Source organism: Nocardia sp. NPDC056000 (assembly GCF_042269265.1).
Lineage (GTDB): Bacteria > Actinomycetota > Actinomycetes > Mycobacteriales > Mycobacteriaceae > Nocardia.
Genome location: NZ_JBHJXS010000007.1, coordinates 268707 through 295645 on the forward strand (window position 1 = coordinate 268707; position 26939 = coordinate 295645).

The following is a 26939-nucleotide window of genomic DNA, read 5'->3' on the forward strand; positions in this document are numbered from 1 at the left end:
GTAGCGCGGCACTCGACAGCCTCGCTGCAGAGGGGGTGCCCCCTGCCATGGCATGAAAGCGCGCCCCGCTGGTGGGATATCTTGACGCGATGCCGTACTTGCAGCGTGAGGGCCAGGTTTTCATCCTCCAGTTGGGTAACCAGGGGGACCGCGATACCGAGAACCGGTTTCATCCGGAGTGGGTTGGCGCAATGGACGCTCTGCTCGATGAGGTCGCTGCCATCTCCGGCCCCTGCGGGCTCGTCACGATCGGTGACGGGAAGTTCTACTCCACCGGCTTCGACGTGGAGTGGGCGGCGCGAAACCCCGAGCGGATCAACGACAATGTTGCCAACCTGCTGCGGTTGTTCGCCAGAATTCTCACACTGCCGATACCGACTGTCGCCGCGATCAACGGTCATGCCTAGGGTGCCGGGGCCTTTCTCGCTGTCGCACACGATCACCGGATCATGCGCCGCGATCGTGGCTATGTGTGTTTTCCCGGCGTCACGCTCGGTGTCAACTACGCTCCCGGGATGGTGGAGCTGGCACAGTCGCAGTTGCCGCTACCCGTGGCCCGTCATGCTCTTCTCACGGGGCACCGCTACGGCGGGACCGAAGCGATGACGATCGGTTTGGTCGACTCGGTCGCTGACGAGCACGATCTCCTGAACTCCGCTGTGGAGTACGCGCAGCGCCTGGCCTCGACCAGCGGGCCCGCCCTCGGCCACGTCAAGTCATCGCTCTATCGCAACGCCACCGCGGCCCTGCTCGGATCTGTCGCGGACTACAACCACGATTCCGCTGCGAGCTGAGGCGCCGCGCATATCGCACCGAAATCGGCAGACCAGTGTGTCAGACGGATCGAGATGACCTTGCCGCGTTGACCTTCGGGCGCGCCCACTGGTCTGGCCGAAACGCACGGGTCGCGGCAGATTGGTCAGCTGTCGCGAGATCGCGGATACCGATACATATTCGCCGATGCGCCTGCGTCCAAGGTTTCGACTGTCGACGAACAGAGTATCTACCGCCAGCAGTTGCTGGCCTGGAGTCGGCCGAAGTAACCCCTCATCGACAGTAGAGAGCGCCGAGAAGCGCTGACAGCCAACTGGTTTGGACGGCAACCGCGCGGGAAGCGGCATGTGCGGACGTCGCGAGAATCAGGCCGTTCCTTCATGCGGCACAATAGCGACGGTGCGAGCTGCTGACCTAGAAATTGCCTTCCGCCGGTACCTGGACAGACACTGCCGCGCCCTCGACGCAGCCACGGCCGTCAACGCTATGACCACGTTCTACGCACATCACCGCGTGATAGATGTCGACCTCGACCGCGACGGCGACATGCTGCTGTTCCAGTGGGGCACCTACGGCGACAACCAGCAAGAGTTTGTTTTCGACATCACGCGCCAAGTGATTACCGATGACGGAGACGACGACACAATACTGCAGCTCTCACTCACCCTGCATTATCCGACGACATCGGCGTCCCCCGGCTTCGGAACCGGTAGTCAATGGTGTTCTCACCCAGAACAGACCGAACACTTCCAGTCGCTGATTGCCCAACACCCTGCGACATCTTATGTCCTCGCCGCTCACCCGCACCGTACCGAGCTCACCTTCGACCACGCCGGGTAGCCGAACCCAGATCAAACCTTGGACGCGCTGAAAGCGGCAATGTACTGCGTTCTGGCTACTACCAGATGAGTACGCCGCCGCTCACACCCAGCACCGTTCGGACCACTCGGCTGCGGCCTATGGAGAGAGGGCGGGAAAGGGCGAATGAGACGGAACTGTACTGCGTGAGCGGCCGAGCCATTTAGTGCTGACCGTGCGTGCCACTCTCTCAATTCCTGGGCGTGGCAGCGGTTTTCGTCAATAACATGCGCTCGTGAAATTTGGGGTGGGCTGTCACATAGGCGGTGTTCGTGCTGTTCGCACCGCCCCGAGGAACTTGCGAGGAGGCATGGTGGGCCGACAGGAGTGGTTCCCGATAATTTGCGGGAATTTCGTCGGCCGCGCTGAACCATCGGGTCCGATCGCACTTGTGTCGACTCTCCATAAGTCGTACTTATGAGCCGATACGCACAACCCTGTTGTTCCGAGAAGGAGCTCACGCGACGGTAATAGGGCTGGTTCCGTTGTTCATCACCTGGAGAGAACCCTTTGAGCACAACAACACTCGCCGACGCCCCCGAGTTCCGAAACGGCGACTCACTCTGCCGCCCGCTGGCCACCCCCTCGCTGGGGACCGTCGACCTCGCCATCTGGCGCGTCGACATGCCGCCGGGGTCGACCGGCAAGGAGCACACCCTGGACAGGGAAGAAGTGTTCGTCGTCGAAACCGGCAGGCTCGCAGTCACTCTGAACGGCAGCGGCTTCCTGGTGGACGCCGGCAGCGCCGTCATCGTGCCGCCCCACACCCCGTTCAGCGCGTCCAACGGCTCGGACAGCGAGCCTGCCACCGTGATCGGCTGCGCGCCCGCGGGTATCACCGCAACCCTGGACGCGCTCACCGTCACCCCGCCCTGGACCGCCTGAACCTGTAACAAAGGACATCCCCATGACCGTCGTAAACCTCGACCAGGCCCCCGTTTTCACCAGCGACGGGTTCACCTTCCGCCCCCTGGCCGTCCCCTCCCGCGGTTCCACAGATCTGGCGATCTGGCGGGTGGACGCCGCCCCCGCGGCAATCAGCGTCGAGCACAGCATGTCCCGCGAGGAAGTGTTCATCTCGCACACCATCGGCCTGCACGTCACCATGGCCGGTGAAGAATATCGCCTGGCCCCCGGCGATGCCCTGACCGTCCCGCCCAACACCAGGCTCGTCATCACCAACCCATCACCCGACACCATCGCCACCTTCACCGCCGTCACCTCGGTCGGCATGCTCGGCACCATCGGCGACAACACCTTCGCCCCACCCTGGGCGCAATAGGACCGCGATCGATCCGGAAGCGGTTCACAGGTAGTCAGTCAACACGTCCTGCCCGGCCCGCTGGATTTCGCTACGCCCGGCCGCAAAATCCGTTGCCAAATTCAGCGGATCCAGGGGCCGGCGTGTGGCCGAAGGCCTTGGTGAATCTCCGGGCCAGTGCGGCCCGGGAGAGGTGGACCCGTGCACTCAATTCAGCGATGGTCCACGACTGTTCGGGCTCGGCGCGCATGAGGAGCAGGATCTCGTGCGCGACGGCGTCATGGCTCCTCTCCGCATCCGTACGATCGTCGATTTCGAAGTAGCCCAAACTCTTTCGCGCTCCTGCCGGTGCCGTCAGGGCCATCGATGATCGGACTCGAGGCGCTTCCGGCACCGATGACCTCGGCCACGTCGTGCCGGAGTCCAGGCTGCGCTGGAACAGATTTCGCCGACGTCAGCGGAATGCGCCGACGACATACTTCGCCCATTCGCCGTAGCTGGTTGCCGGGCGGCCGAGGACGCGCTCGACGTCAGGACTGACCAGCTGCTCCTGCGGCGTCGGTTCGCCGAGAATCGAGAGCGTGTGATCGGCAACGGATTCCGGCATGAAATGCAGTAGGTTGGCGCGGGCCTCGTCGTGGCTCAGCTCGACAAAACGCAGCGGCTCGCCCAGCGCCGCAGCGAGTGCCTCGGCCTGCTCACGCGGGGTGACGACGGCCGGCCCGGTCACGGTGTACGCCTGGCCATCATGGCCGTCTTCACGCAGCGCGGCCACCGCCACCGCGGCGATATCGAAGGGGGCCACCACCGGCAACCCGATATCACCGAAAGGGGCCGGAACCATGCGCTGGGTGCGTACGGGCTCGATCCAGGCGAAGGTATTGCTCGCGAATCCTCCCGGGCGCACCGATGTCCACTCCAGCTCCGATGCCGCCATCGCCTTCTCGAAGGCGATCGTCCGGGCGTACCCGCCGCTCTCGGGCCGGGTTACCGCGCCCTGGGACGACAAGAAGACCACCCGCCGGACACCTTGCGCCGCAATGGTTTCCAGCAGGGCGGTCGGCTCGGGCCCGCTCACCAGCTGGTCGCCGGTGATGAGCAGGAAGAGAGCGTCCGCGCCACTCACCACGTCCGCGAGGCTGTCGAGGTCGCCCACATCGCCACGGCGATGTTCCACGCCCTCCGGCAGGTCCACCGGCTTCTCACCGCGCGATACCGCCACGACCTTCTCGCCGGCCTCCGCGAGCATTCGCACCACGATGCTGCCGACGTTGCCCGTTGCTCCGGTAACCACGATCATCTGTCCCGCTCCTGAGTTAGTTGACTGACTTACTCGTTCAAACTAGCCAGCGCGGCCCGACGTTGTCAACAGTTAGTCGACTGACTCATAGGGTGGCCCGGAGAAACCTCATCGCCCACGATCGCCGCGTTGACTACCTTCAGCCGCATGATCTATCCGGGCGGTGATTCAGCGGCGCGAGTGGCACAGCTGGCGAACATCGCGCACGAAAGCTGGATGCAGGACTGGCCCATCGAGGTATCGGATGCGGCACGCCTCGATGAGTTCGTTCATCTGCTGCTCGCGAACAAGGCCGACTGGGAGCTGAGTTTCTGGTTACTGGATCTCGTCCTCGAGTCGGCCGAGGACTATCTGGCCACAACCCCGGCACAGGACGAGTCGTCCGACCGAGTCGAGCAGTTGGTCGACGCTCTGGTGGCAGTGTGGGAGGCCACGCAAGCACCAGGAATCGCACAGCGACTCGCGTACTGGGCGTGCCTGGACGCTTCCGCGCTCGACGAGATGTTCTGCGTCAGTCCGCTGGTGCGGCAAGCACGTCGACTGATCGGCCACAGCTAGTGTGCAGATCCATCGCGTACCCGCCGGTCAGCCTGGGCATATCTCGCCCAGGCTGACTGCGGGTTCTCGATCTACAGTAATGAGGCGGTGCGGATCGATCCCGAGCGTGTGTGACTCCATCGCCGATTCCCGCTGACACCAGGGGCTTTCGAGCGTCTTCGATTGCCGACCTGCGAGCCGCTCGCCCAAATGTGTTCTCGTCCAGTTCTTCTGAGCACCGTTCGTGGTGCCGAAAGGATCAACATGGCCACACCGATCGGCTTGGACCGCGCAATCGCCGCGCTCGAGAAATCCACCCCCGCGGTCGACCCGCATCGCGTGATCACCGCGGGACCCGAACTCGACGCCGCCGCGAAAGTGTGGAACGGCGCGGTGACCAATCGTCCAGCGCTGATCGTGCGCTGCGAGACCACCGCGGACGTGCAGCACGCGGTCAACGCGGCACGCGAGAGCGGGCTGGCGCTGTCGGTCCGCGGCGGCGGCCACGACTGGGCCGGGCGCGCGATCCGCGCCGGCGGTCTGGTCATCGACCTCACTCGAATGCGGCAGGTCTCGGTGCGCGACAACGTCGCCACCGTGGCCGGAGGCGCCACCTCCGCCGATGTCGCCGAAGCCGCGGACCGCCACGGACTCGCCGTCGCCACCGGAACGGTCGGCGCCGTCGGCATGCTCGGGCTGTCCCTCGGCGGCGGCTATGGCCCGCTCAGCGGACGCTTCGGTCTCGCCGCCGACAACCTGCTGGCCGCCGACGTCGTGCTCGCCGACGGACGCGTTGTCCGCGCGGGCCATGACGACGGTGCGGATCCCGAATTGCTGTGGGCGCTGCGCGGCGGGGGCGGCAACTTCGGCGTGGTCACCTCCGCCGACATGGCCCTCCATCCGCTGACCGAGGTGCTGGCCGGGTCGTTCGCATACCCATGGGAACAGGCCGAACAGGTACTGCGCGGTTACGGCGAACTCCTCGAAAAAGCTTCCGACGCACTCACTTCCGTTATCGCCTTCGTCGCCGACCCCGACGGCAACCCGATGATCACGATCGCACCCACCTGGTCGGGATCCCCCGCAGACGGACCGGCGGCGCTCAGCGGATTCGCCGCCCTCGGCTCACCACTGACCGCCGCGGTCACCTCGAAATCGCCGCTGGCGAAACTGCGCGAATTCGACGGTGCGTTCCCCGACGGAGCCCGCTACGCGATCCGCACCCGCAATATCGCCGCCTTCTCCCCCGATGTCGTATCGGCCCTGATCGAGGCCTACGACGCACGCACGTCCCCCTCGGCATTCGTCAACATCCACCACTTCCACGGCGCCGCCGCCCAAATCTCCTCCGACAGCAGCGCTTTCGGACTGCGCCGAGACCACTTCATGGTGGAGCTCATCGAAATCGGCGCCCCGAACGCAGACCCACTCTCGGTCAGCTGGCCCAAGAAAGCCGGCTCCATCCTGGCCCAGCACGCGCTCCCCGGCGGCTACCCCAACCTCCTCGGCCCCGACGACGAGCACCAGACCGCCGACGCCTACGGCCCCCACACCGCCCGCCTGCTCGCGGTAAAGAACCGCCTCGACCCCGACAACCTGTTCACCGCAATCCCGCTCCCCGCAACAACGTAATCGGGAACGACCAACCGAGACACGGTACATCGCAGCAAGTTTCGCATCGAAGACCCGGGATCGCGTCGTGCTGGATCGCCATGATCCAGCCGACGGACCGACGGCGATGGCGGCGGCGGCCGACGCCTTCGCACATCGACGGGAGGCGAGCCTGGGACTGATCGGCCCAGGCTCGCATCCCGTTCGTTGATTACCGTCGATCATGTGAGTGCACTACACGGCGATCTCGGGCGCGTGCTCCGCGAGTGGCGAGAGCGAGTGTCGCCCGCCCTGGCGGGAACTCCCGTCCACTCTCCGGCGGCGAACTCCGGGTTTGCGGCGTGAGGAACTGGGCGGATTGGCAGGGGTGTCCGCGGACTACATCAAGCGGCTCGAACAGGGCAGGGCGCGCCCGTCGATGGCGGTTCTCGACGCCCTGAGCCGGGCCTTGCGGCTGTCCCGCGCCGAGTACGAGCACCTGTGCCGACTGGCCGGTTACGCCCCGGCCGGTGAAGGTTGCGTGCCGACCCACCTCGGCCCCGGCGCGCGCCGGCTGCTCGACCGCCTCGACACCGGCCCGGTCGGTATCTTCACCGCGGCGTGGACCCAGCTCGCCGCGAACTCCTCGTGGGCCATGCTGTTCTACGACCCGAACGCGCAGCGCGGTCACGAGCGCAATTTGGTATGGCGCGAATTCCTGGGATTCAACGACTGTGTCATCGACCCGGAGGAGAACAAGCGCTTCCGCGCCTCCCTGGTGGCCGACCTGCGGGCCGCCGTCACTCGCTATCCGGCCGACCGTGAATTGACCGCGCTGATCGCGGACTTACGCTCGGCCAGCACCTGTTTCGTCCAAGCCTGGGACGCCACCCCGCCTACCACGCAATCGGCCCCCCACGCGGTGATCATGCACCCGCAGATCGGGCCGATTCATATGGACTACGACATCCTGACAATCCACCACGGCGACCTGCGCGTAGCCCTGTTCACCGCCGAGCCGGACAGCGACGATGCCCAGCGTCTCGCCCTGGCCCACGTCATCGGCCTCCAGGACCTCTCCGCCACCGAGCCCCACCAACTCTGACCATATTTCGCTACGGTCCCCTATTTGTATTTAGAAGTACAGAATAGGTAGTGTGCTCGTCATGGGTGCTGGCAGACCACGAGAGTTCGATGAAGCGGCGGTTCTCGATGCGGTCGCCGGGCGATTCCGAGTCCGCGGGTTCGCCGACACCTCGACCGAGCAGCTGTGCGAGGCGGCCGGTGTGCGGCGGAGCAGCTTGTACAACACGTTCATCTCGAAGAACGAGCTGTTCGTCCGCGCGCTGGAGCGACACACAACCCTCGCCCTCGAACAGCAGCAGACGATCCTCACCGATCAGCGACTGTCCGGAATCGAGCGCCTCACAGCCCTTTTCGATGTCGTCCTCGCCGAGGAAGGTGCCGCCGAGGGGAACGGCCACGCCGCGGGTTGCATGATCGTGGCGTCACGGATGGCACCCGATCTCGGTACCAGGGAGCCGCGCGTACAGAGCCTCCTCGACCGCTACGCGGACGTTCAACTCGCACTGCTGGCCGACGCCGTGCGAGTCGGTCAGCTGGACGGCACCCTCCGCGAGGATGTCGCGGCGCGCGACGCGGCCCTGATGGTTTCCTCGGCCATCTCGGGGCTGCGAGTCCTCGCCCAGTCCGGCTCCGGTGTCGCCGAGCTCGCGCGGGTGGCCGATCTGCACCTGCGTTCTTTGCGCACAGTCACCTGACCGGGGCTTTTGCGTCTCTCATTTTTGAACTTTCGAATACAGATTTCGTCCAACATAGGGATAGAGCGCCGATGACAAGACACCTGTACCTGCTGATGCTGACCATGCTCATCGTGGTGTCAAGCGAGCTGCAGATCCCGGCGATGATGCCGGTGATGGCACATGACCTGGGAGTCGACACAGGCATGATCGGGATGCTCGTCTCGATCTTCGCGCTGGGCATGGCGATCGGCGGCCCGGCCATCGCCTTCGCCCTGCGGCACCGTCCACCGAAGCAGGCACTGCTCACCGTCGTCGCGGCGTACGCGATCCCCGAACTGCTCGTCCCCCTCGTGCACGAGTACTGGTGGGTAGCGCTGATGCGCCTGTTGACCGGATGCCTCGCCGGGGCGGCCGTCGGTCTGTCGATCGCCTACGCCACCAGGCTCGCTCGGAACCCGGACACGATCGGCGAGGCCGTCTCGATCGTGCTGAGCGGAATCATGGTCGGCACGGTCGTCGGGCTCCCGGTATCGCACTTCATCGCCGAAAGATGGAGCTGGCAGGCCACATTCCACGTCCTCGGTGCCGCCGCTGTCGTCGTCTTCGTCGTAAGCCTGCTCGCCCTGCCACCGCGAGATGCGGCGACGGCCGACGACGCCGCCCAGGACCTGCGCAACCTCCGCCTGCCCCGCCTGTGGTCGCGCTACCTGGTCAGCTTCCTGACGATCGGCGCCGCGTACGCGGCCTTCTCCTACTTCACCCCGCTGCTGGAGCAGAGCGCCGGATTCAGCTCATCGGCGACGACGCTGATCCTGCTCGCCTACGGCGTGTGTGCACTGGTGGGGAACCTGGCCGTCGGGAAGCTGGCCGACCGTCACGCCGTCGGTATTCTGCGGTCGGGTCACGCCCTGCTCGCGGTCTCGCTGGCCGTGATCGCGGTCGCCAGTGATGTGCGGCCGGTGGTCCTGGTCATGGTCCTCGTCGTCGGATTCGCCGGTGTCACAATGAATCCGCCGCTGGTTACGCGGGTCGTCGAGGTGGGTGGCAGCGGTGCTCTCGTGAGCACCGTCCACACATCGATCATCACGCTCGGCATCACCGTCGGCACGGCCGTCAGCGCGGCCACGATCGGCGCGTTCGGCGACGACCCGGCGGTGGCCATGTGGACGGGCAGCGTGTTCGCCGTGCTCGCCGCGGTCGTGCTGGCGCTGCAACACCCGCGACGCGACCGGCTCAGCGCACCGGGGTCGGCCCAGCTGCAGCAGACGGCCCGGTAGGAGGCGACGATGTCCACGAATCCGGCACCCGCGACATGGCATCCCTGCGAGCAGGCGATGCACCGCCTCCTGCGGGTGGTGCACCGCGACAACCCCACCACCTCCGGTCTGCCGATTTCATACGGACTCTGGATGGCCGAGAGCCCACTCCTGATGCTGGGCACGGTCGATGCGCACGACCGCGTCTGGACCACCGTGCTCGGTGGCGACGCCGGAGTGGTCCGGCCCGTCGCGGCCGGTGTCCTGGGCGTGCATGCCCGCTCGCGTGGGCCACTGCTGGGCTTCGATCCCGTGCTGGAGGCGTTGTTCGCCGGGCACGAGCTGCGCGACGGCGTGATCGCCCGGCACGAAGGCGGCGGGAAGCTGGTCGGCGGGCTGGCAATCGATCTGGAGACCCGGTCCCGGGTCAAGATCTCGGGCAGAGTGCTGGGCGGCACCGTCGTGGCGACCGATCAGCAGGCCGGGACATCGGCCGACGTGCAGCTGGCAGTCGCCGTCGAGGAGACACTGGGCAACTGCCCGAAGTATTTGAACCGCAAGGCGATTCGCCCCTACGACTCGTCGCCGACGCTGGTCAGCGAGCGACTCCCGCTCGTTCCCGAGGCGATTGACCTCATCGGCAGATCCGACCTGTTCGCCCTCTCCAGCCGCCACGGCACGGCGAGCATGGACACCAATGTCCGAGGTGGGGCGCCCGGGTTCGTGCGGGTCCTGGCCAACTCGGCCACGGCGGGCGTCACACTCGTCTATCCCGAGTACTCCGGGAACCGCCTCTTCCAGACCCTGGGCAACCTGCGGGCCGACCCCGCGGTCGGCGTGACCTTCCCCGATATCGAAACCGGCGCCGTGCTGTACCTCAGCGGACGCGCTGACATCCTCGTCGGCGCAGATGCCGCGAACCTGTTGCCGCACAGCAAGCTTGCCGTCCGCGTGCACGTCGACGCGGCCCGTCTCGTGCAGGACGGGTTACCGTTCCGCGGCACTCCGCTGGATCCGTCACCCTACAACCCGCCAGTCCACCGGTTGGCTCAGGAACTCGGCGGTGCCGCCACCATCGGAACGACCGCTCCCGACGGGAAGCCGCTGGCCGTCGCCACGGCGACGCTGCTCCGACGATCGACCCTCACGCCGACCATCTCGCGGTACACCTTCCGGCTCTGCCCCGATCGGTCGACCACGTTCTCGCGAGCCGCGTTCGCACAGCTGACACCGTGGCGTGCGGGGCAGCACGTCACATTGGATTTCTCCGCCCACCTCGATCGCGGCTGGTCGCACATGCGCGACCATGATCCGCGATCCCTCAACGACGACCACATCAGGTCATTCACCATCTCGAGCCAACCCGTCGCACAGCCCGAGGACCGCTCGGCGGTGCTGGACGGTGCCGAGTTCGACATCACCGTCCGCACGCAGGGGCCGGTGACGGCCTTCCTCGAGCGGTGGCGTCCTGACCGGTCGGTCGAGGTCGCCGTGCTGGGCTTCGGAAGCGGCGACGAGTTCGAGTTCGGCGCCGACCCCGAGGCTGACGACGTCGTCGTCGCTGCCGGGGTCGGGATCACACCGCTCATGGCGCAAGCACAAGCGGCATCCGCGGCATCCGCGGACCGGCGACTGAAGCTCCTGTGGAGCGTGCGGGCCGACGACCTGCCGCTGGCGGTCGAGGTCTTGGGAGCGCTCGGCGAAGTGGCAACTGTCACCGACCTGTTCCTCACGCGCAGCACCGGATCGGAGCCGGAGGTCACCGAACTGCGCATGCTCGGCGCGCGCGTGCACACACGACGGATCGAGCCCGCCGACGTTCTGTCCGCGGGGACCGCCGGGCGGCGACGTTTCCACCTGTGCGCACCGCCAGGTCTGACCCGGTCGATACTGGAATGGGTCGGCAACGAGCACGTGCGATGCGCCACCTTCACGTACTGAACGGATCCGACCGCGGGCCCGCATTCTGCTCATGCTTCCGCAGGTCGCATTTCGAGATCCATTGTCGTGCTACATCTTACGATCCACCCCTGCGGCAATCGTCCGAACTTTCCTGGAACAGATTGGCCAGGCACATTTCATCGGCCGCGTTCAGCGTTGTCATGACCTGCCATCGAGGACTGGGCTCGTTCGGGAAAACTATTGGCGCAGTAGGGAATTAGGAAGGCCAGCAAACGACATGTCCACGGCGAGTCGCGATGACAGGCGTTGCGCCGTCCCCAGCTGTCTTTCGGCTCTCTCCGCCGGGGCGCCGCCGACGCCCGTGAATGGTGGACCGATCACTCATCACTCGACTTGATCACGGTCACCACTGCTGCGCGGGTCCACCGTTGCACGGGATGACCTGAACCACTCCCGTGAGGGTTCTGCCCTCGAGGGTTTGGCCGTCCAGGCACATGGCTCCGTCGAGGCCATTGTGGAGAGTGTTGCCGGGGCCGGTGAACCACTCCTGCACGAGACCGCCGTTGCACGGGACGACTTGAGCGACCCCGGTCAGGGAGATGCCATCCATTGTCTGCGCGTCGAGGCACATACCTGTGTTCAGGCCGTTTCGCAGACTGTTGGCAGATCCGTTGATCCACTGCTGCGCGGGGCCGCTATTGCAGGTAATGACTTGAGCGACCCCCGTGAGCGTGACACCGTCCATCGTCTGCGCATCCAGACACGTGCCCTGAACGAGCCCATTGACCAGCGTCGTGCTCGCCGCCGACGCCGACGGCGCGCAGATCACCATTGCGGTGACGGCCAGCGCGGCTCCTACCCCCAGCCAACGCACCGGCTGCCGACCTCCCCGCTGCACCGACGAATTGTCCACCGACTGATCCACACAGGTATCAAGCGACTTGTTCATATCGTTCCCCTCCGCATCGCAACCAGCACTGGGAGCGACTTCTGTTGTAGCCAAACATCTTCCATCCGATGCGAAGCAAAGTATCCAGGGTAACTTTCAAGATCCTTAACAACCACATGCGCTCGGCCGCAGGGCATTTGAAGCGACTAGCTGTATCTGCTCCGCTCAGCGCGGGAACCTCACTGAGCACGATCATCGGCAGTTGCGGACGTTCGCCGACCTCGGATCTGGCACGGCCAATTGATCTTCCGACGTTCCGCCCTCGCCGGAACGGTCAGCGCGGTATACGGTGCGGCCTCAGCGCGCACTCGAGTTCGATAAGCCAGCTGTGCAGCGGGGTTAGGGTTCGGCGTCGCCGATCTCGCCACGCTTTCGATGCAGGATCTCCAGATTGTTCACGGCATCGGTGTCGCCGGTGGCTGCGGCACGCCGGTACCAAGTTTCGGCTTCATCGAGCTCGCCGAGGTCCTCCAGTAGACGACCGAGGTCGACCATGATCCATGGGTTGTCATCAGCGGCGGCAGCACGTAACAGGGTGATGATCGACCCGAGATTGAAGCGCTCCTGTACACCCATCGGTTCCGCAGCCTGCGGCGAGTAGTGGCGCACCACCCGCAGGATCTGCTCGACCGCGCCGTGCAACTCGCCATCATCTCCGGCACCGAGCTCGACGAGTTCGGTATCGAGAGCCTCCTGCCGCGCCAGAGACCCCGGCTCCGCCTCGACCATCGCGATATCGACGTGCGCGTACTTGCGGGCGAGCACGCCTTTCAACTCCTGATACGCGTCCGCCACAGCCGCTTTGGCGGTATCGGTCATACCCGCCGTCGCACCCGCCGACACCGCAGCGGCCACCGCCGCCGCAACACTCGGATACACCCCCACCGAGCCTCCCGCTCGCAAACCCACGCCCCAGCAGCGAAACCGTTCCAGCCCCGAACCCAACACTACCCAGCCACGACCTCAGAAGGCCACCATGTCTTGTTGCTACTGGCCGTGCACTCGATCGGACCAATCGGCAATGCCGGATGTTCGGCCGCCTCGGACTGACACCGCCACTTGATCTTCCGCCCCGCCCACGCTGGCCGGTTCGGTCAGCGCGCCACGCGGCATGACCGTGCGTTCGTCGGAGCACCTGTTGCGGCAGGTAGAGACCAAAGATGATTGGGCCCGGCGATCTTGCGACACGTGCCGAACCAATTACCTAGTTAGACAACGGTTTTGGCGTCCTAAGCCAGGCGAGCGGCGGCCTCGTTCAACTTGCCCGCGTCATAGCTGATCTGCGAGGTATCGCAGATCGAGACACTGCACGGCCCGTAACCGACCTTGATCTCGTCGTAACGCACCTGCCCGCTCTCCTCCGGCGGCAGCGACAGATCCACGCCATCGAAGTGCACGACCGTGACGGTGTGGGGGTGGAAGTCGAAATCGGCATGGGTGTGATTGGTAATCGCACGAGCGAAACCACCAGCGCCGAAAGTGAATTCGTTGTCAAGCATCTCCCTCGCGCGGCCTAAGATGGCCTTGTGAAAATGAGAAAGATCGTCGCCACAGCTGCGCTCACCATCGGCGCCATGGCTATCACGGGGGGCACATCGTATGCGGCGCCGGAATCGAACGCACAGGATGTGAAGGCTGTTTCGCAGCTGTCCGGAGACCAGGGCGGCATCCACTACGACGTGGTTCGCTCCGATATGGACCAGACCGTCACCACCACCCTGACCGGGGGCACGTTCCAGCTCACCGACGCCGCGGTGAACATCCTCGACGGATACGGCATCGTCACTTCCACGATGCCGCTCTCGGTGACCATCGACGGCACCGATCAGGTGCTCTCGTTGAACCCCAGCATCGCTGACGACGGCGCCGCACTGGTCGCACACCCGACCGCCACCGCCGTCGCGGCGGGCACCGCCCAAACCGGCAGCGCCAACGCGGCGGCCGGCGCGCTCATCGGGGGCATCCTCGGTCTCGTGGTCACCGTCATCAGCCTCGGTTTCGGGTTCATGGCGATACCCGCCGGGATCCTGGGCGGTGCGATGATCGGCGGCCTCAGCGGCTCCGGCGCGCCGAGCAGCACCCGGCCGTGCTACGTCATCCCGAACACCAACCTGGCGAACTGCTACTGACCGCTGAGAGCCGTAAACTCCACCTCACCATCGCTTTCGAGCCGGTGCCAGCTTCCGTTGGCACCGGCTCGAGCCGCTTTTCATACCCTGATCTGTGACGATCGAGAGACCGCCGGTCGTATCCCGTTGCCATGAGCAGAAATTCACGTCCCGGAAGCCTCAGAAATCGGGCATTCATCGAGAGACATTGCGGCGCAACACTTCCTGTTTACCGTTCCGTTTCACGAATACAGTCGTAGGCGAATTCGTTGGTGAGGTGCACGTGGGACGGCAGGCTGAGGTTCAGCTGTTCGACCGCCGCGCGGACACCGGCGTCGAGCTCCCACTGCAGATCTACGACATGACCCGCCCACACGTCCCACAGGCAGCTGACGGGTTCGTCGATGATCAATCGAAGCGTCGAACCAATCTCCGGATCTCCGGGATCATCCACCCATCCCAGCTGTGCGTCGTAAGTTCCCCCAAGAATGAGACGCCAGCGATTCAGCTCCCCGTCAGAGAAGAACCCGTCGTTCAACTGAACGATAGCGATACCGACTGTCACAGAGGGCATTTCCGGTGATGAGGAGCAGCAATCCAAACTGATCACCATCCAATCGTCGCTGTGGATCACGCCCTGGACAACCTGGTCGCCTGCCGACCTGGCTTCGCGCTCATCGGCAGTAGCGGATGGTGTTCTGTCCGCGTTGAATTCGGCGCCGCCGGGCATTACGAGGGAATCTTGCGGGTGGCGTGACACCGCTGTCGGTCTGATCATCGGCGGCGCGCAGCTACGCTGAGGCCATGTACGAGGGGGTCTGCCCGGTTTGCGGGCGAAACAGCCAGTGCCAGAAGGCATCGGCGATCTACGCTGCGGGAACGTCGTATGCGCGGGGGTACGCATATGACGAGGGGCGGCGGCGCAGGACTACGACGGTCAATCAGTCGACGTTGGCGAAACAGCTTTCGCCGCCGGTGCTTCAGCCGGATCGGGGGAACCTGGGCAAGGGCATCGCGCTGCTGATCGTCGGGCTGTTCCTGCACCTGTTCTGTTCCGCGATCATGGCTTCGACGGGGGCCTCGATCTCGGCGAGTATCTTTGCGCCGCTTTGCATGACGGGTTGGCCGCTGGCAATCGGAACTCTCATCACGATTGCCGGTGTGATCCAGACGAAGCAGTTGAAGGCTGTTCTACCGCGGCGGCAGGCCAACTGGCAGGTATGGAACACGGTGTATTACTGCTATTTGGACGATGTCGCCTTCGTGCCCGGCGGTCCGCCGTTCCACCCGAGCCAACTCCCCGGATTCATGGCGACGAACACCGGACCCTTCGCGGCCGCTGCCCTAGCCCGACCTGTCTCGCAGTCCGGGTTTGAAGATCGACGGTGACGACTCTGCCGACGGCACCGTGTCTGCAACCCTGACCGAGTGGTACACCCACGATGGGAGCATCGTGAAATCGGCAGCAGCGTGCGTTCCACGGTGGCACAGACTGTCTGGCCAGGGCGAATCCGGGTGGGTGGACTACGCCGCGTCGGCACCGAAATGCTGACGGTAACGTTCGGGCGTGGTGCCGAGACGGCGCGTGAACACCCGGTGCAGGGTTTCGCCGTGCCGGTAGCCGACCTGGCGGGCGATGGCGCCAATGGTGAGCTCGGTGGATTCGAGTAGTCGGCGCGCGGCTTCGATGCGCAGGTCTTCAATGAAAGTCGCTGGCGTGCTTCCTGTTTCGGCGCGGAATGTACGTGCGAAGCTACGTTCGCTCATTCCGGCGCGGCGGGCGAGGGCGGCGACGGTGAGGTCGTCGCCGAGATGGTCGGGCAACCACTGCTGCACCGCTCGGATCGCAGGGGTCTTGGCGGGCAGGGCACGCAGTTGGGCACTGAATTGGGCTTGTCCGCCTGGTCGTCGGGTGAAGATCACGGCCACCCGCGCGATCATGGCGGCGGTTTCGCGGCCGTGGTCGTCCTCGACCAGTGCCAGCGCCAAATCGACGCCCGCGGACATCCCCGCCGATGTCCAGCGGTCGCGGTCGCGGACGTAGATCCGATCCGGTTCGACCCTCACTCGTGGATAGCGTTGGGCCAGAATGCCGGTCGTGGACCAGTGGGTGGTAGCCCGGTAGCCCGGCGGCGGCGAGCAGCAGCGCGCCCCCGCACACCGACGTCACCCGGCGGGCCTTGCGAGCCAGCGCGGGTAACTCCGGAATCACTTCGGCCGCACCGGGACCCATGACATCGCCACCGACGACGATCAGGGTATCGAAGTCCGCGCCCGCGACGATGTCCTCGAGCGAATGCTCGACGGTGAGGGTCAGACCACCGTCGGCTTTGACAGGCCGGCCACCCGGTGAGGCTGTCATCAGGTGATACGGCGGTGACGCGGCATCGCCGCTCGCTAGTTCCGGACGCGCCCCGGCGGTGATCACATGCCACCACAGCTCCGGTGGCAGCTGGTCGGCCGACCGCTCGGCGATACCGTTGAGGAGGGCGAACACATCCATCGGCCCGGCCAGTTCGGAAATCTGCATGCCTTGGAAGACAACGAAAACGATGGTGCGAGGCGCCGACATCTCGCCATCATCGCAGTGGATGCGGTCGGCTGCCACGGTCAATGACTGATTGATTCCGCCGCGCTGCGGGTTGTGTGGCGGTCGAGGAACGGGATCATGAGTGCGGCGACACGGTCGGGAAACTGAGCGTGCGGATAGTGACCGGCCTGATCCACCACGGCGACCTCGCCCAGCCCGGCGGGCAGTGCGGCGACGATCCTGTTGCCCTCGTCCTCGGGATTCGGGTAGTCCGGATCCTCCGATCCCATGATTACCAATGCCGGACAACGGACTTCGGCAATCCGTGCCTGCGCATCCGCCGGTGAGGTCTTGCCGGTCTTGCGGAATTCCGCCCACCGGCCGGGCTGCCGGAGCAGGTCCCGCAATTGCTGGAGCTGCTGCTCGAAGTCGGCGGGTTTGCTCGGGTATGCCACGCCCCCGAGGTAGCGGAACCACAGCGAAGGCGAGTTGAACAGCTGCGTACCGATCAACTGCGCCATCCCGCGCCGATAACGACGGATCGTCCACAACGCACCGAGATCGAGCCCGTAAGTCAGGGTGAACGGATTGATCTCGACGATCGCCGACACCAGTTCCGGCGCCTCGGCGGCCGCGATGGTAGCCGACCCACCGGCCAGCGAATGCCCGACGATCACCGCCGGACCCCCGAAATGCCTTACTACACCGAGGATGTCGAGCGCGACATCGGTGCGGCTGATGGCGACCTTACCCGTCACCGACACCCAGCCCATGCTGGATTCACCATGCCCGCGCATATCCATGTTCACCACCCGATACCCTGCCGCCACCAAAGGCCCGACCAGATACCGGAAGTCCTGACGCCGACACCCCATGCCATGCACCAGCACCACCAGCGGACCGACCCCATCCACATCACACGCGATCTGCCCACCTTCGAGAGCCACGAACTCGGTCATTTGCCAATCCCTCCAAGCGATTTCGATCCCTGCCGCCGATGACGACATGCCGGAATTGAACGCCGCAAACCGTCCCCGGACGAGGCCCCTGGCCGGACCGATCAGCGGTCTGGCCGATCCAATCAGTCACTGACCATGGCCCTTCTTGCCAGTGGTACGGAAGTAGCAGCCGCCGTAGTCGGGCCTGTTCGGACAGCGCACCCACGCAGCCATGGAGGACGGTGAGGGCACCTGCCGCTAGTGCTCGGACACGCCGAGATTCTCGGCGTCGACAGCGGCTATTCCTGCCACGTTGCCGATCGCCGAGACCAGATTGCTCTTGGTGCTTGCGTACGGCACCGAGCCGGACAGCGTGACGATTCCCGTTGTGCCGTCGAATGTGATCTCCACATCGGACACATCGATCTGTTGGGAAGCAACATGAAATTTGAGGGCTCGAGCGAGTGCGGCGTTAGCCTGCGGACCTCTCAGCTTCGCAAAACTATCGATCTCGCCATCATCATTGGTGAAGTTGTACGAGGACATGGTCTTGTCTCCAGGCGTGCAGCGGATGTCTACAAGTCGTGCGCCCGAGGTTGTTACGGCGCCCCGGAACCGTGGCGATCGCCGGCCGGTGGCGGCCTACGAAGTCGAGGTGTGCGGTGCTCGGGCTTTGCGTTGTTCTGCGCGCAGAGCCCGGACGAAGACCACCACCACGGCCACCCCGAGAACCGCGAGCCCACCCAACGCACTGCCCGCGGCCCAACTCGCGAGCATGCTGAGCACCAGCACCGCGATACCGATCCAGGACGAACGCAGTCGTCTCATGACCAATCTCCCTCCACCCCTGTGGTTCTCGTGTTGAGACTAGCCGCGGGCCACACCGACCGACCAGCCATCGCGTGAGATCTCGCAAGCGCGGCCCCGATCGGTGATATTTGCGATCCAGATGCACAGACGTGCCCGAGTGCACCGATGCCACCGATTCCCCTTCCGCCAATTCGGTGGTGGCTCATTCAAGACCGCAGTGAGCCGATCACTGCCGAGAATCTCCGATCTCGGGCGGTGGTCGACGGCGAGCCAGGCGGACCGTCGGCCGCAAAGGGAATCTTGGCGTGCAGATTCGTGTGGTTCGTTGTGCCACTGCCGTATTCGCGTTTCGAGCGGAATTTCGCTGGCAAACATGACAATTCAGTATCCACCGGTGCGACGGCAATGCGTTCGGCGGGGGCACCAGGTGCGAAGATCAGCCTGTGAAGCGAGCCTTGGCCGGGATGGCAATCGTGGTGAGTGTGTGTGCGGCAGGGACGAATTCAGCCCACGCGGAACCGGTGGATGACGCGGTGCAGGTGCTGCGAGCCGCCCTCGGTGAGGGAGTGGGCGGGTTGGGGTATCCGGGGGCGATCGGGTTGCTTCGACGTGGGGACAAGGTCGTACGCGTGGGGGTAGGGGTGGGTGATCTCACCGCCGGAACCGCAGCGGATCCGGATGCACCGGTACGCATCGGGAGCATCACGAAAATGTTCGTGGCCACTGTTCTGCTGCAACTGATCGGCGAAGGCAAGGTGTCCCTCGATGACACCGTGGAGCGGTGGCTGCCCGGACTCGTGCAAGGAAACGGCCATGCGGGAGAACGGATTCAGGTGCGGCATCTGCTTGAGAACACCTCCGGAATGGTGAGCTATGACCAGGATCCGGTGTTCTCGGCGATGTATGCGGCCGATGTGGACCAGTATCGGGTGTGGGAGCCGCGCGAGCTGGTGGCGATCTCCACCGCGTTACCTCCGTATGCCGCCCCGGGAGTCAAGCAGGTGTACTCGAACACCGACTTCGTCCTGGCCGCAATGGTGATCGAAGCGGCCACCGGACACAGTGTCGAAACGGAAATCCAGTCGCGGATCGTGACGCCATTGGGGTTGCGGCACACCTTCTTTCCGCGCTCGCCGGAGGTCGGGCCCGACTGGATGCGCGGGTACTTTCTCGTGCGGGATGTGTCGGTATCGAACCCGACAATCCATGGTGCTGCCGGGGCGATGGTGTCCACCCTCGATGATCTGGCAGTGTTCGCAGGCGCTCAGCAGGATGGCCGACTGCTCGCGCCGGCGCAACTATCGCTGTTGCGCAGCACCTTTCACGAGCAGGGGCGCGATACCGGATTCGCGATGGGGATCTATCGCTGGGACAGCCCCTGCGGGCCGGTATGGCTGAAATACGGTGCTGTACTGGGGTATTTCAGCGCCGTGGCTACCTCGAGCTCAGGGGACAAACAGGTGGTATTGGTCGCGAACGAGTACCACCTGCTGTCGGATTCGCCGAGCGTTCTCCACCTGGCGGCTGCCCTGGAGCGGGTGTTCTGCACGTTCTGAGCCGGTCAGCACGGCGGATCGTACGCCCGGCCCGGCACATAGGTGTGCCATACCTCGGGGGTGAGAACATCGCGCGTCACCTGACAGATGCGTTCGACCGCGGTCGCGGGATTGAGGTCCAGTACCAGCAATTGGCTGAGCAGGCCGACCCCCACCACGAGCCCGCGCGCGGGGACCATCCCCGCGAACAACATCCCGGTGACGACTCCAGGATCCACGAGCGATGGCCCGATCGCGGTGGGATTGGATCGATCCCGCGTGTTGTAGAGGCGGATGCTCCCATCCGAGCCACTGATCACCATCAGTCGCCCATCGGGGGTCATATCGGCGTTGGTGACCGTGACGCCGTCGGGCGGAGCGATAGCACCGAGCTTGGTGACATTGTTGTGATCGCTGACATCCCAGAGCTGAATGGCCTTGCGGGTCACCGTGATCACGGTGCGCTGATCGTAGGGCAACGCGCCTTTGTAGATCGGTGCGGAGGGATCGCTCGGAACCCGCAGAATCTCCCGCTGCCGAGACGAGTCGGTGATCTCCCATACCTTGGCGACAGCCTCGAGCTCACCGGCCGCACTGCGATCTTGCCCGCCGGACAGAAGCAGACTCCCGTCGCTGTTCGATACCGTGCCGAGGGATTTCTCGGTAAACAGGGGTTCGGAGATCGGGGTGCCGAGCAGGCGTGGTTGTTCTGGGTTCGTGATATCCCAATACTGCACCCTGGTCACGTTGAAGATCGCGTCGTCACGAAACCGAATGTCGACGGTGACCAGGCGGGAGCCTTCCAGGAAACTCGCCGAGGAAGCCTCGGGGAATTCATGCAGGATCCGGTATCTGGCCGGGTCGGAGATATCGATGAGTTGCACGGGTTGTCGGCGGCCCTGTGGCGTGGCCACGATCATGCGGCCGTCGGCACTGATTTCTCCGGAACCGCCGGGCATGGTTCCGAGCTGGCGAGGCGTGGTGGGGTCCGACATATCCCAGACGCGCAGTTCGTTGCCGTCCCAGCCGGTGATCATGCGCTGTCCCGCGGAATCGAACATCGAGGGGATCAGATCGGTGGTCAATCCGCCCACGAAACCCGGTGCGGGTGACCAATATTGGACGATTCCGCTGGCATCACCGGCGATCAGATGCCGCCCGTCGACGGTGAACGTCAGCGACCGTGATCCGCTCAGACAGATGCCGGACGGGTCCAGGCACGTGTTCATGCCGTTGCGCAGAGCAGGCCCGAGTGCGACCGGGCGCGCCGGATCGGCGACGTTCCACAGCCGGGCGCCATCGTCGGTGCCGATCGCGAGCCTGCGCGCATCCGGGCTGAAGGCGAGCGACCACAGACCCGAGCGCACCGACAGTGAGACGGACGGTCCTAACGCCTTGGGTCCGGTATCGGTGAGCGACCACAACCGCACGCGGGCTTCGGTGAGCATGCCCATATCGATGGGGGTGCCACCATGTCCGATGGCCACGGTGGCACCGTCGGGGCTGAAGGCGACCGCGTCGACCCGGTGTGCGGTGTCCTCGACGGGAATCGCGACGGGCGCGGCGGGGCGATCGAGCTGCCACACCAGCACCGACGAGCTGACACCAGCGGCCGTGGTCGGTATGAACTGCGTTGGGCCGCCGGCGTCATTGCTTGCTGTGACGAGGCGATTGCCGCTGGGAGAGAAGGCCAGTGAGTGCACCGGGGCAGGAGTGTTCAGGACCTCGCGCCGGATCGGGGTGGCCGGGGTGGCCAGGTTCCACAGGGTGACGGTGTGGTCAGCGCTGGCGGCGGCCAGGATGCGCCGGTCAGGGCTGTATGCCAGGCGCAGGGGTCCCGTCCCGCTGGCGAAGGTGGGACCGAGCGGTTCGGGGCGTGCCGGATCGCTGATGTTCCAGAGCCGAATGAGTCCCGAATCCGTTCCCACCGCCAGGATTTCACCACTGATGAAGGTGACCGCGGTGATGGCGGCGTCGGCCTTCGGAAACGTCACCACCTCTCGCGGTTCGCTTGCGGCAGTCCAGAGTTTGACGGTGTGGTCCGCACCGGCCGAGGCGATCAGTGCTCCACGCGGATCGATCGCAACATCATTGACCAAGTCCTGGTGCCCGCGTAGGGGCATGGCCAGGGGCACTGTTTGCGTGCGCAGTATTCGTGTTTCGATGGCGGGATCGTCGGGGCGTAGCTGGTCGGCGACCAGTACCAACTGGGCGGCGAGCGAAGGGTTGGTGGTGTTCACACCGTCAGCGGCGGTGAGGATGTCCGCGACGAGTCTGTCGGTTTCGCGTTGGGCGGTGAGCCTGCTCTGAAAGTAGGCAAGTGAGGACAACGCGAGCAGAACCACCACCGCCGCAACCGCGGATCCGCGCAGCAGCAGTTCCCGTCGCCGGCTTCGCTGATGGGCAGCGGTAGCTGCGGTCAGGAATGCGCGGGCGGTCGGGGTGATCGGTGCGTGCTCGGTGTGTTCGAGCAGCACGGCCAGCCGAGGCCGGGGATACAGCAGGAGCGGATCGTGTTGCGCGTCAGCCCATTCCGTGGCATCGATTTCGAGTCGCTGGCGGTCGAGATGGGCAGCGCGGTCCTGCTCGATCAGCTCACGCAGCAGCGGCCAGACGTCGAGCACGATCTCATGGGTGAACGCCACCGAGGTCTCGTCCATGGTAAGTAGGCGACTGTGCACCAGCGTGTCGAGTGCGGCGCGAACCTCGGCCCGGTCGATGTCGGGGATCTCGGTGATCGCCCGGACTCGACGCGTGTCCCTGCCGTCATGTCCGACATTGACCAGCGAGTACAGAATCGCCGTGGCAGCGTGATGCTGTGCGGGATCGAGTGAGCGCCAGGCATGGTCGGCGGTCGCGGTGACCGATCCGGAGATGCCGCCGACCGCGCGGTACCCGGTGAAGGTGAGTACCCGGCCCTTTCGCTGTTCCCAGGTGGCGGCCATGACGTGGGACAGCAGCGGCAGCAAGCCCGCACTGTACTGGTGATCGTGGCGCCCGTAGTTCATGTCGCCCAGTTCACGGATCACCAGCTCGCGCAGTCCGGGTTCCAGTGTGAGCCCGCACATCTCGGCCGGCCGGTCGATCGCCTGCTCGAGTTCGTCTCGGGTCATCGGTCCCAGCGGATAGGTTCGCGTACCCAACGCGGTGAGCAGGATCGGGTGTTCCATGCACTGGGCGTAGAAGTCGGCGCGGATCGCGAGCAGAACCGTGACCGGTGGTGTTCCGGCGGTGGGTTCGGTGAGTGCGCGCAGGGCATCGATGTAGGCGACGCGGTCGGATTCGGTGGTGACCGCGCTGAACAGTTCCTCGAATTGGTCGATGACCAGCAGCCGCCGCTCACTGTCCCAAGCCAGTGTGCGCAGGGTGTCGCGGGTGGACCGTGCCGGGCTCAGCACCTGCGTCTGCCAGTGCTCAGCGGTGAGGACCGGGATCAGGCCCGCCTGCACCAGAGAGGACTTGCCCGCCCCGGACGCTCCGACCAACGCCACGATTCCGGGGCCCGCCGTGACGAGTTCGGCCAGCTCGACGATCGCGGCGTCGCGGCCTGCGAACAGCGCGGTATCCGCGCCGGTGTACTGCGTCAAACCTGGATAGGGGCACTTATCCGTGTCTGTGGAAGCAGTGACTGCTCGTTCGGCCACACACGATTTCCACAGGCTCCGCCATCTGCCGATCTGCAGCAGATTCGCATCAACCCCCGCGTCCTTGGGCACCTTGTCGATCAAGACCAACAGCACGCGATGCAGCGGATCCCATTTGGCCGGAACGTTTCTCCCTGACCGCCAGTCACTGATCCGCTGCTCGGAGACCTCGTACTGGCGCGAATCCTTCGGAAAGCGAGTGTTGGCCGTTGCCGCCAGCTGCTTGAGCGTCGGATTGCCCGCCGCGAGATAGAGCTGGCGGAGCCGTTCGGCGAACAATACCCGCGAGGACCGTCCCGCCCCTGTGGTCGTGGAACCCACTACACCCCTTGGTTTTACGAAGTGCCAAGCCTAGAACATTCGCGCCCGATCCGGCTCGGGCGGGACCTATTCCTCCGTTCCGGAGAACTCACATCCCTTGCGTGAGCTGCGAATTCGACCGATTCCGCAGGACAGCAGCTCGATCGCGACGCGGGCTTCTTCCTACAGTTCGCCCATGCCTACCGGACCCGGAAATCAGGCTCCGCGCGGGTCCGGAACTGGTGGAACAGAGCCAGGAAAGAGGTTGTGCGCGTGAAGGCTTCGATGACTCCCCCGCACCAGGACACCCCAGTGAGCGAGACGGGGACTCGGCTGTTCGTGCCACCGGCCCCTCTGGGGTGGGAGTTCATTGCCCCCACGCCGCCGTCGGCATCGCCGCTGCTGAACCACCGCCCACAGTTGACACCTGCGCGGGCCCCCATCGCGGGGGCCGCGGCAGGCTGGTTTATCGCCGTGCTGATGACGTGGTTCTGCTGGCCTCCGGCGTGGGGCAAGCACGTCTATCCCCCGGACCCCGGGGAACCGAACTACGAAGGATTGTTCGTCGCCCTGCCGGCCGTGCCGCTGGTACTGATGTACGGCATCTATGGGATCCGCCTGATGCTCTTCCGGCGGCAGCGGAAGGCGAACAAGGCCCTTTTCGAGTCCGCGCACCAGCACTGGGTACAACAGGTTGCCGCCCATGATCGCGCCGAATATCAGCGCGTTCTGCGCGCCCGGGTGTGGTTCCCGGTCTGTCCGACCAACGGCACGGCACGGCTCGACGTGTTCGGTGGGACCCCACGGGGGTGGTCGGCGATGGTGACGACGATGTGCGCTCCGTTGCGCACCACCGGTGGGCGGGCACTGATCCTGGACTTCGACAACCATCGCATCGCGACCGACCTCGAATCGCGCACTCACGCTGGCGGGCACTCGGTACACGCAGTCGCGTTCTCGGACACCACCACTCGCGTGGACAACGGTGATGTGAACACACGGAAACCACACATCGGCGAAGACCACCTGCTATATGGGCTCTCGGGTAAGGAGGTCGCGGACCTGGTGTCGGATGCGATGTATTCGCTGCGCGGATCGGTCCCGAACCCCGGAATCGGAACCCACAGTGCGAGTTTGGGCCTGGTCCAGGCGGTGTGTGAACGCCTCGAGGCTCCGATCACCTTCGCACGTATCGACGCCGGACTCGGTGTGCTGCTCGAGACCTACGATCCGCAGTCGCAGAACCTGCTCTCGGACAACGAATTCGCGCGGCTGACCACCCACGCGCACACAGTCGGCGGAACCGAGATGATCACCGATGAACTGCATCTGCTGGCTGAATTGACCGGGCTCGCCACCGGCCGATCATCGGCCGCAGAGCCCGCTGATGCGACGTCCGCGACGCTGTGGCCACCGGCCGGGCTCGCGATCGTGGCGAACGAGGTCACCGATCTCCGCCGCAAGAACTTCCTGGACCTGTTGGTGTTCCATCGGCTGCTACACGACATGCGACTCCAGGCCACCCCGGTCTCGTACCTGGGCAACCGGGTGGACCCCGATGTCATCGTCGTCGCGGGTGTGGCGAGCCTTCAGGTGAGCGATCTCGATGCCTTGTCCAGCCAGGCTCGTCGTCTCGGAGTTCGGCTGGTGTTGCTGATAGAGCGCCTGCGCGAGGATCTGCGCGCCTTTCTCGGTGGTCCGGACAGCGTCACCTGTTTCATGCAGTTGGGCAACCCGCACGAGGCCGCAGTCGCCGCCGAATTCATCGGTGCGGGAGTCACGTTCGTGTTGTCCGAGCTCACCGAACAGGTCGGCACATCCCACGGCACGAGCACCGGCGTGTCCCACAACCAGAGTGGGCCGGCACCGACACAGATCAATAATCTCGTCAATCCTGCACCGGCAGCGGCGGGTTGGGGCAGTGCGGTACCGACAAGCTATTCCCTGAGAGAGTCCAAGGACACCGGTCGGACAACCAGCCGCGTCCATGAATATCTGGTCGAACCTACTGTTATGCAAAGCCTTCCACCGACGGTGTTCGTGATGGTGGAATCGGGCACGCAGGGGCGGCGGGTGGCCGTCGCGGACTGCGACCCGGCGACAGTGCTGCGCGATGGTGTCGCGCTGAGTCCGCACATCTGAGGATCGCTCTGCCTCCAGAAGCCCCCTGCCGAGGTCGAGACGGGCGGTCGATCCGGCCTTCGTTCCCCGGACCGGAGAACTCGAATCATGGCCTCTAGCAGCGGTTTCGTGGGTCCGACGGCGCGATTCGCTTTCGCCGCCGCAGCATTGACGACTTCACTGGGACCCGCAGCTCGACACCCCACGGGGGTCGGACCGGCCGGAGAAAACACCCACGTGCTGGGAGCGACGTATCCGCTGTCCGGGGTCTGCACGCACGAGCGGATCGCTCACAGCGTGTGTCGGCGCCGGGGCAGCGCGCTCAGCACGAGATCACAGGGAGGAATGGAATGTTGAAGAAATCGATCGTCGCTCGTATGGGGGGTCTGCTCGCGGGTGTGGCCGCCGTCGCGGTGGTGAGCGCGCCAACCGCACACGCAGACTATCCCACTGGCGCATGCCTGGTGGTGGATAACCAGGGTCCTTCCGCTGTGACCCTCACGGTGAGGAATCCTCCATACCAGGGACGTCAGTGGACCGTGCCCGGGCACGCTCGATGGGTCCTCCTGGCAGGCACCGAGGCGATCAAGAATCCCGATCGCAGCTGGTCCATCCAAGCCCCCCAAGGCGAATGGGGCTACAACTCGTCGGTCGAGACTGGCCGTGGGTGCAATGGCAGCTGGATCTTCACTCTGCGCTGATCCACCAGGTTCGTGCCGAAGTTCGGTTGCCGGCAGAGGTGTTGCCGAGCCGCCATCGAGGT

The 26939-nt window shown here is 65.1% G+C and carries 25 protein-coding genes and 2 pseudogenes; 15 read left to right on the forward strand and 12 right to left on the reverse strand.

The window, feature by feature from the left end:
• The first annotated feature begins 89 nt into the window (after positions 1-89).
• The 5 genes and pseudogenes from ACFC4D_RS22210 to ACFC4D_RS22230 all read left to right on the forward strand — a co-directional run bounded on the left by ACFC4D_RS22210 (position 90) and on the right by ACFC4D_RS22230 (position 2914).
• Positions 90-407 (forward strand): hypothetical protein, encoded by a 318-nt coding sequence (locus ACFC4D_RS22210; protein ID WP_376066048.1) that lies wholly within the window; start codon positions 90-92, stop codon positions 405-407.
• Between the two features lie 12 nt (positions 408-419).
• Positions 420-794: pseudogene (locus tag ACFC4D_RS22215) on the forward strand (enoyl-CoA hydratase/isomerase family protein); the annotation flags it as partial.
• A gap of 466 nt (positions 795-1260) precedes the next feature.
• Positions 1261-1614: a hypothetical protein gene (locus tag ACFC4D_RS22220; protein ID WP_376066050.1), complete on the forward strand. Its 354-nt coding sequence runs from the start codon at positions 1261-1263 to the stop codon at positions 1612-1614.
• Positions 1615-2142: 528 nt separating this feature from the next.
• Positions 2143-2517, forward strand: coding sequence for a cupin domain-containing protein (locus ACFC4D_RS22225; protein WP_376066053.1), 375 nt, complete (start codon positions 2143-2145; stop codon positions 2515-2517).
• A 22-nt stretch (positions 2518-2539) separates the two neighbouring features.
• Entirely contained in the window at positions 2540-2914 is a 375-nt protein-coding gene (locus ACFC4D_RS22230; RefSeq protein WP_376066055.1) for a hypothetical protein, read from the forward strand.
• Positions 2915-2984: 70 nt separating this feature from the next.
• On the opposite strand, the gene ACFC4D_RS22235 is transcribed toward ACFC4D_RS22230, so the two are convergent.
• Entirely contained in the window at positions 2985-3221 is a 237-nt protein-coding gene (locus ACFC4D_RS22235) for a hypothetical protein (protein WP_376066057.1), read from the reverse strand.
• Between the two features lie 126 nt (positions 3222-3347).
• Entirely contained in the window at positions 3348-4193 is an 846-nt protein-coding gene (locus ACFC4D_RS22240; RefSeq protein ID WP_376066059.1) for an SDR family oxidoreductase, read from the reverse strand.
• 129 nt (positions 4194-4322) lie between these two features.
• On the opposite strand from ACFC4D_RS22240, the gene ACFC4D_RS22245 reads away from it, so the two are divergent.
• The 6 genes from ACFC4D_RS22245 to ACFC4D_RS22270 all read left to right on the forward strand — a co-directional run bounded on the left by ACFC4D_RS22245 (position 4323) and on the right by ACFC4D_RS22270 (position 11280).
• The gene (locus ACFC4D_RS22245) at positions 4323-4751 is read left to right on the forward strand and encodes a hypothetical protein (RefSeq protein ID WP_376066061.1); all 429 of its coding nucleotides are present in this window, start codon (positions 4323-4325) and stop codon (positions 4749-4751) included.
• A 243-nt stretch (positions 4752-4994) separates the two neighbouring features.
• A complete protein-coding gene (locus ACFC4D_RS22250) occupies positions 4995-6362 on the forward strand; it encodes an FAD-binding oxidoreductase (RefSeq protein ID WP_376066063.1) in 1368 nt (455 codons plus the stop codon).
• Between the two features lie 208 nt (positions 6363-6570).
• Positions 6571-7425: a helix-turn-helix domain-containing protein gene (locus ACFC4D_RS22255; protein WP_376066066.1), complete on the forward strand. Its 855-nt coding sequence runs from the start codon at positions 6571-6573 to the stop codon at positions 7423-7425.
• A 61-nt stretch (positions 7426-7486) separates the two neighbouring features.
• On the forward strand, positions 7487-8101 hold the full coding sequence (locus ACFC4D_RS22260) for a TetR/AcrR family transcriptional regulator (protein WP_376066067.1): 615 nt from the start codon (positions 7487-7489) through the stop codon (positions 8099-8101).
• Between the two features lie 71 nt (positions 8102-8172).
• Complete coding sequence (locus ACFC4D_RS22265; RefSeq protein ID WP_376066070.1) at positions 8173-9360, forward strand: MFS transporter; 1188 nt, start codon at positions 8173-8175, stop codon at positions 9358-9360.
• Between the two features lie 153 nt (positions 9361-9513).
• Entirely contained in the window at positions 9514-11280 is a 1767-nt protein-coding gene (locus tag ACFC4D_RS22270) for a pyridoxamine 5'-phosphate oxidase family protein (protein ID WP_376066072.1), read from the forward strand.
• A gap of 364 nt (positions 11281-11644) precedes the next feature.
• On the opposite strand, the gene ACFC4D_RS22275 is transcribed toward ACFC4D_RS22270, so the two are convergent.
• The 3 genes from ACFC4D_RS22275 to ACFC4D_RS22285 form a co-directional block, all read right to left on the reverse strand.
• Positions 11645-12190 carry a ricin-type beta-trefoil lectin domain protein gene (locus ACFC4D_RS22275; RefSeq protein ID WP_376066074.1) on the reverse strand — a complete coding sequence of 182 codons (546 nt, stop codon included), beginning with the start codon at positions 12188-12190 and terminating at the stop codon, positions 11645-11647.
• Positions 12191-12529: 339 nt separating this feature from the next.
• Complete coding sequence (locus tag ACFC4D_RS22280; protein ID WP_376066076.1) at positions 12530-13009, reverse strand: hypothetical protein; 480 nt, start codon at positions 13007-13009, stop codon at positions 12530-12532.
• Between the two features lie 410 nt (positions 13010-13419).
• Positions 13420-13689, reverse strand: a complete 270-nt coding sequence (locus tag ACFC4D_RS22285; protein WP_376066079.1) for a hypothetical protein — start codon at positions 13687-13689, stop codon at positions 13420-13422.
• 75 nt (positions 13690-13764) lie between these two features.
• Between ACFC4D_RS22285 and ACFC4D_RS22290 the strand changes: the two genes are divergently transcribed.
• The gene (locus ACFC4D_RS22290; protein WP_376066081.1) at positions 13765-14319 is read left to right on the forward strand and encodes a hypothetical protein; all 555 of its coding nucleotides are present in this window, start codon (positions 13765-13767) and stop codon (positions 14317-14319) included.
• Between the two features lie 208 nt (positions 14320-14527).
• Here the strand turns inward: ACFC4D_RS22290 and ACFC4D_RS22295 are convergent, their stop codons facing one another.
• A complete protein-coding gene (locus ACFC4D_RS22295; RefSeq protein WP_376066083.1) occupies positions 14528-15028 on the reverse strand; it encodes a hypothetical protein in 501 nt (166 codons plus the stop codon).
• Positions 15029-15102: 74 nt separating this feature from the next.
• On the opposite strand from ACFC4D_RS22295, the gene ACFC4D_RS22300 reads away from it, so the two are divergent.
• Positions 15103-15687 carry a hypothetical protein gene (locus ACFC4D_RS22300; protein WP_376066086.1) on the forward strand — a complete coding sequence of 195 codons (585 nt, stop codon included), beginning with the start codon at positions 15103-15105 and terminating at the stop codon, positions 15685-15687.
• Between the two features lie 135 nt (positions 15688-15822).
• Here the strand turns inward: ACFC4D_RS22300 and ACFC4D_RS22305 are convergent, their stop codons facing one another.
• The 5 genes and pseudogenes from ACFC4D_RS22305 to ACFC4D_RS22325 all read right to left on the reverse strand — a co-directional run bounded on the left by ACFC4D_RS22305 (position 15823) and on the right by ACFC4D_RS22325 (position 18594).
• A complete protein-coding gene (locus ACFC4D_RS22305) occupies positions 15823-16365 on the reverse strand; it encodes a GlxA family transcriptional regulator (protein WP_376066087.1) in 543 nt (180 codons plus the stop codon).
• Between the two features lie 115 nt (positions 16366-16480).
• Positions 16481-16870: pseudogene (locus tag ACFC4D_RS22310) on the reverse strand (DJ-1/PfpI family protein); the annotation flags it as partial.
• A 38-nt stretch (positions 16871-16908) separates the two neighbouring features.
• Positions 16909-17787: an alpha/beta fold hydrolase gene (locus ACFC4D_RS22315; protein ID WP_376066090.1), complete on the reverse strand. Its 879-nt coding sequence runs from the start codon at positions 17785-17787 to the stop codon at positions 16909-16911.
• Positions 17788-18024: 237 nt separating this feature from the next.
• Positions 18025-18312: a hypothetical protein gene (locus ACFC4D_RS22320; protein ID WP_376066092.1), complete on the reverse strand. Its 288-nt coding sequence runs from the start codon at positions 18310-18312 to the stop codon at positions 18025-18027.
• A 96-nt stretch (positions 18313-18408) separates the two neighbouring features.
• The gene (locus ACFC4D_RS22325) at positions 18409-18594 is read right to left on the reverse strand and encodes a hypothetical protein (protein WP_376066093.1); all 186 of its coding nucleotides are present in this window, start codon (positions 18592-18594) and stop codon (positions 18409-18411) included.
• A gap of 446 nt (positions 18595-19040) precedes the next feature.
• On the opposite strand from ACFC4D_RS22325, the gene ACFC4D_RS22330 reads away from it, so the two are divergent.
• Entirely contained in the window at positions 19041-20132 is a 1092-nt protein-coding gene (locus ACFC4D_RS22330; protein WP_376066516.1) for a serine hydrolase domain-containing protein, read from the forward strand.
• A 5-nt stretch (positions 20133-20137) separates the two neighbouring features.
• Here ACFC4D_RS22330 and ACFC4D_RS22335 read toward each other — a convergent pair whose 3' ends face one another.
• Entirely contained in the window at positions 20138-24076 is a 3939-nt protein-coding gene (locus ACFC4D_RS22335; RefSeq protein WP_376066096.1) for a hypothetical protein, read from the reverse strand.
• A 459-nt stretch (positions 24077-24535) separates the two neighbouring features.
• Here ACFC4D_RS22335 and ACFC4D_RS22340 point away from each other — a divergent pair, with 459 nt between their 5' ends.
• Positions 24536-26197, forward strand: coding sequence for a hypothetical protein (locus tag ACFC4D_RS22340; protein ID WP_376066098.1), 1662 nt, complete (start codon positions 24536-24538; stop codon positions 26195-26197).
• The last annotated feature ends 742 nt before the right edge of the window (positions 26198-26939 follow it).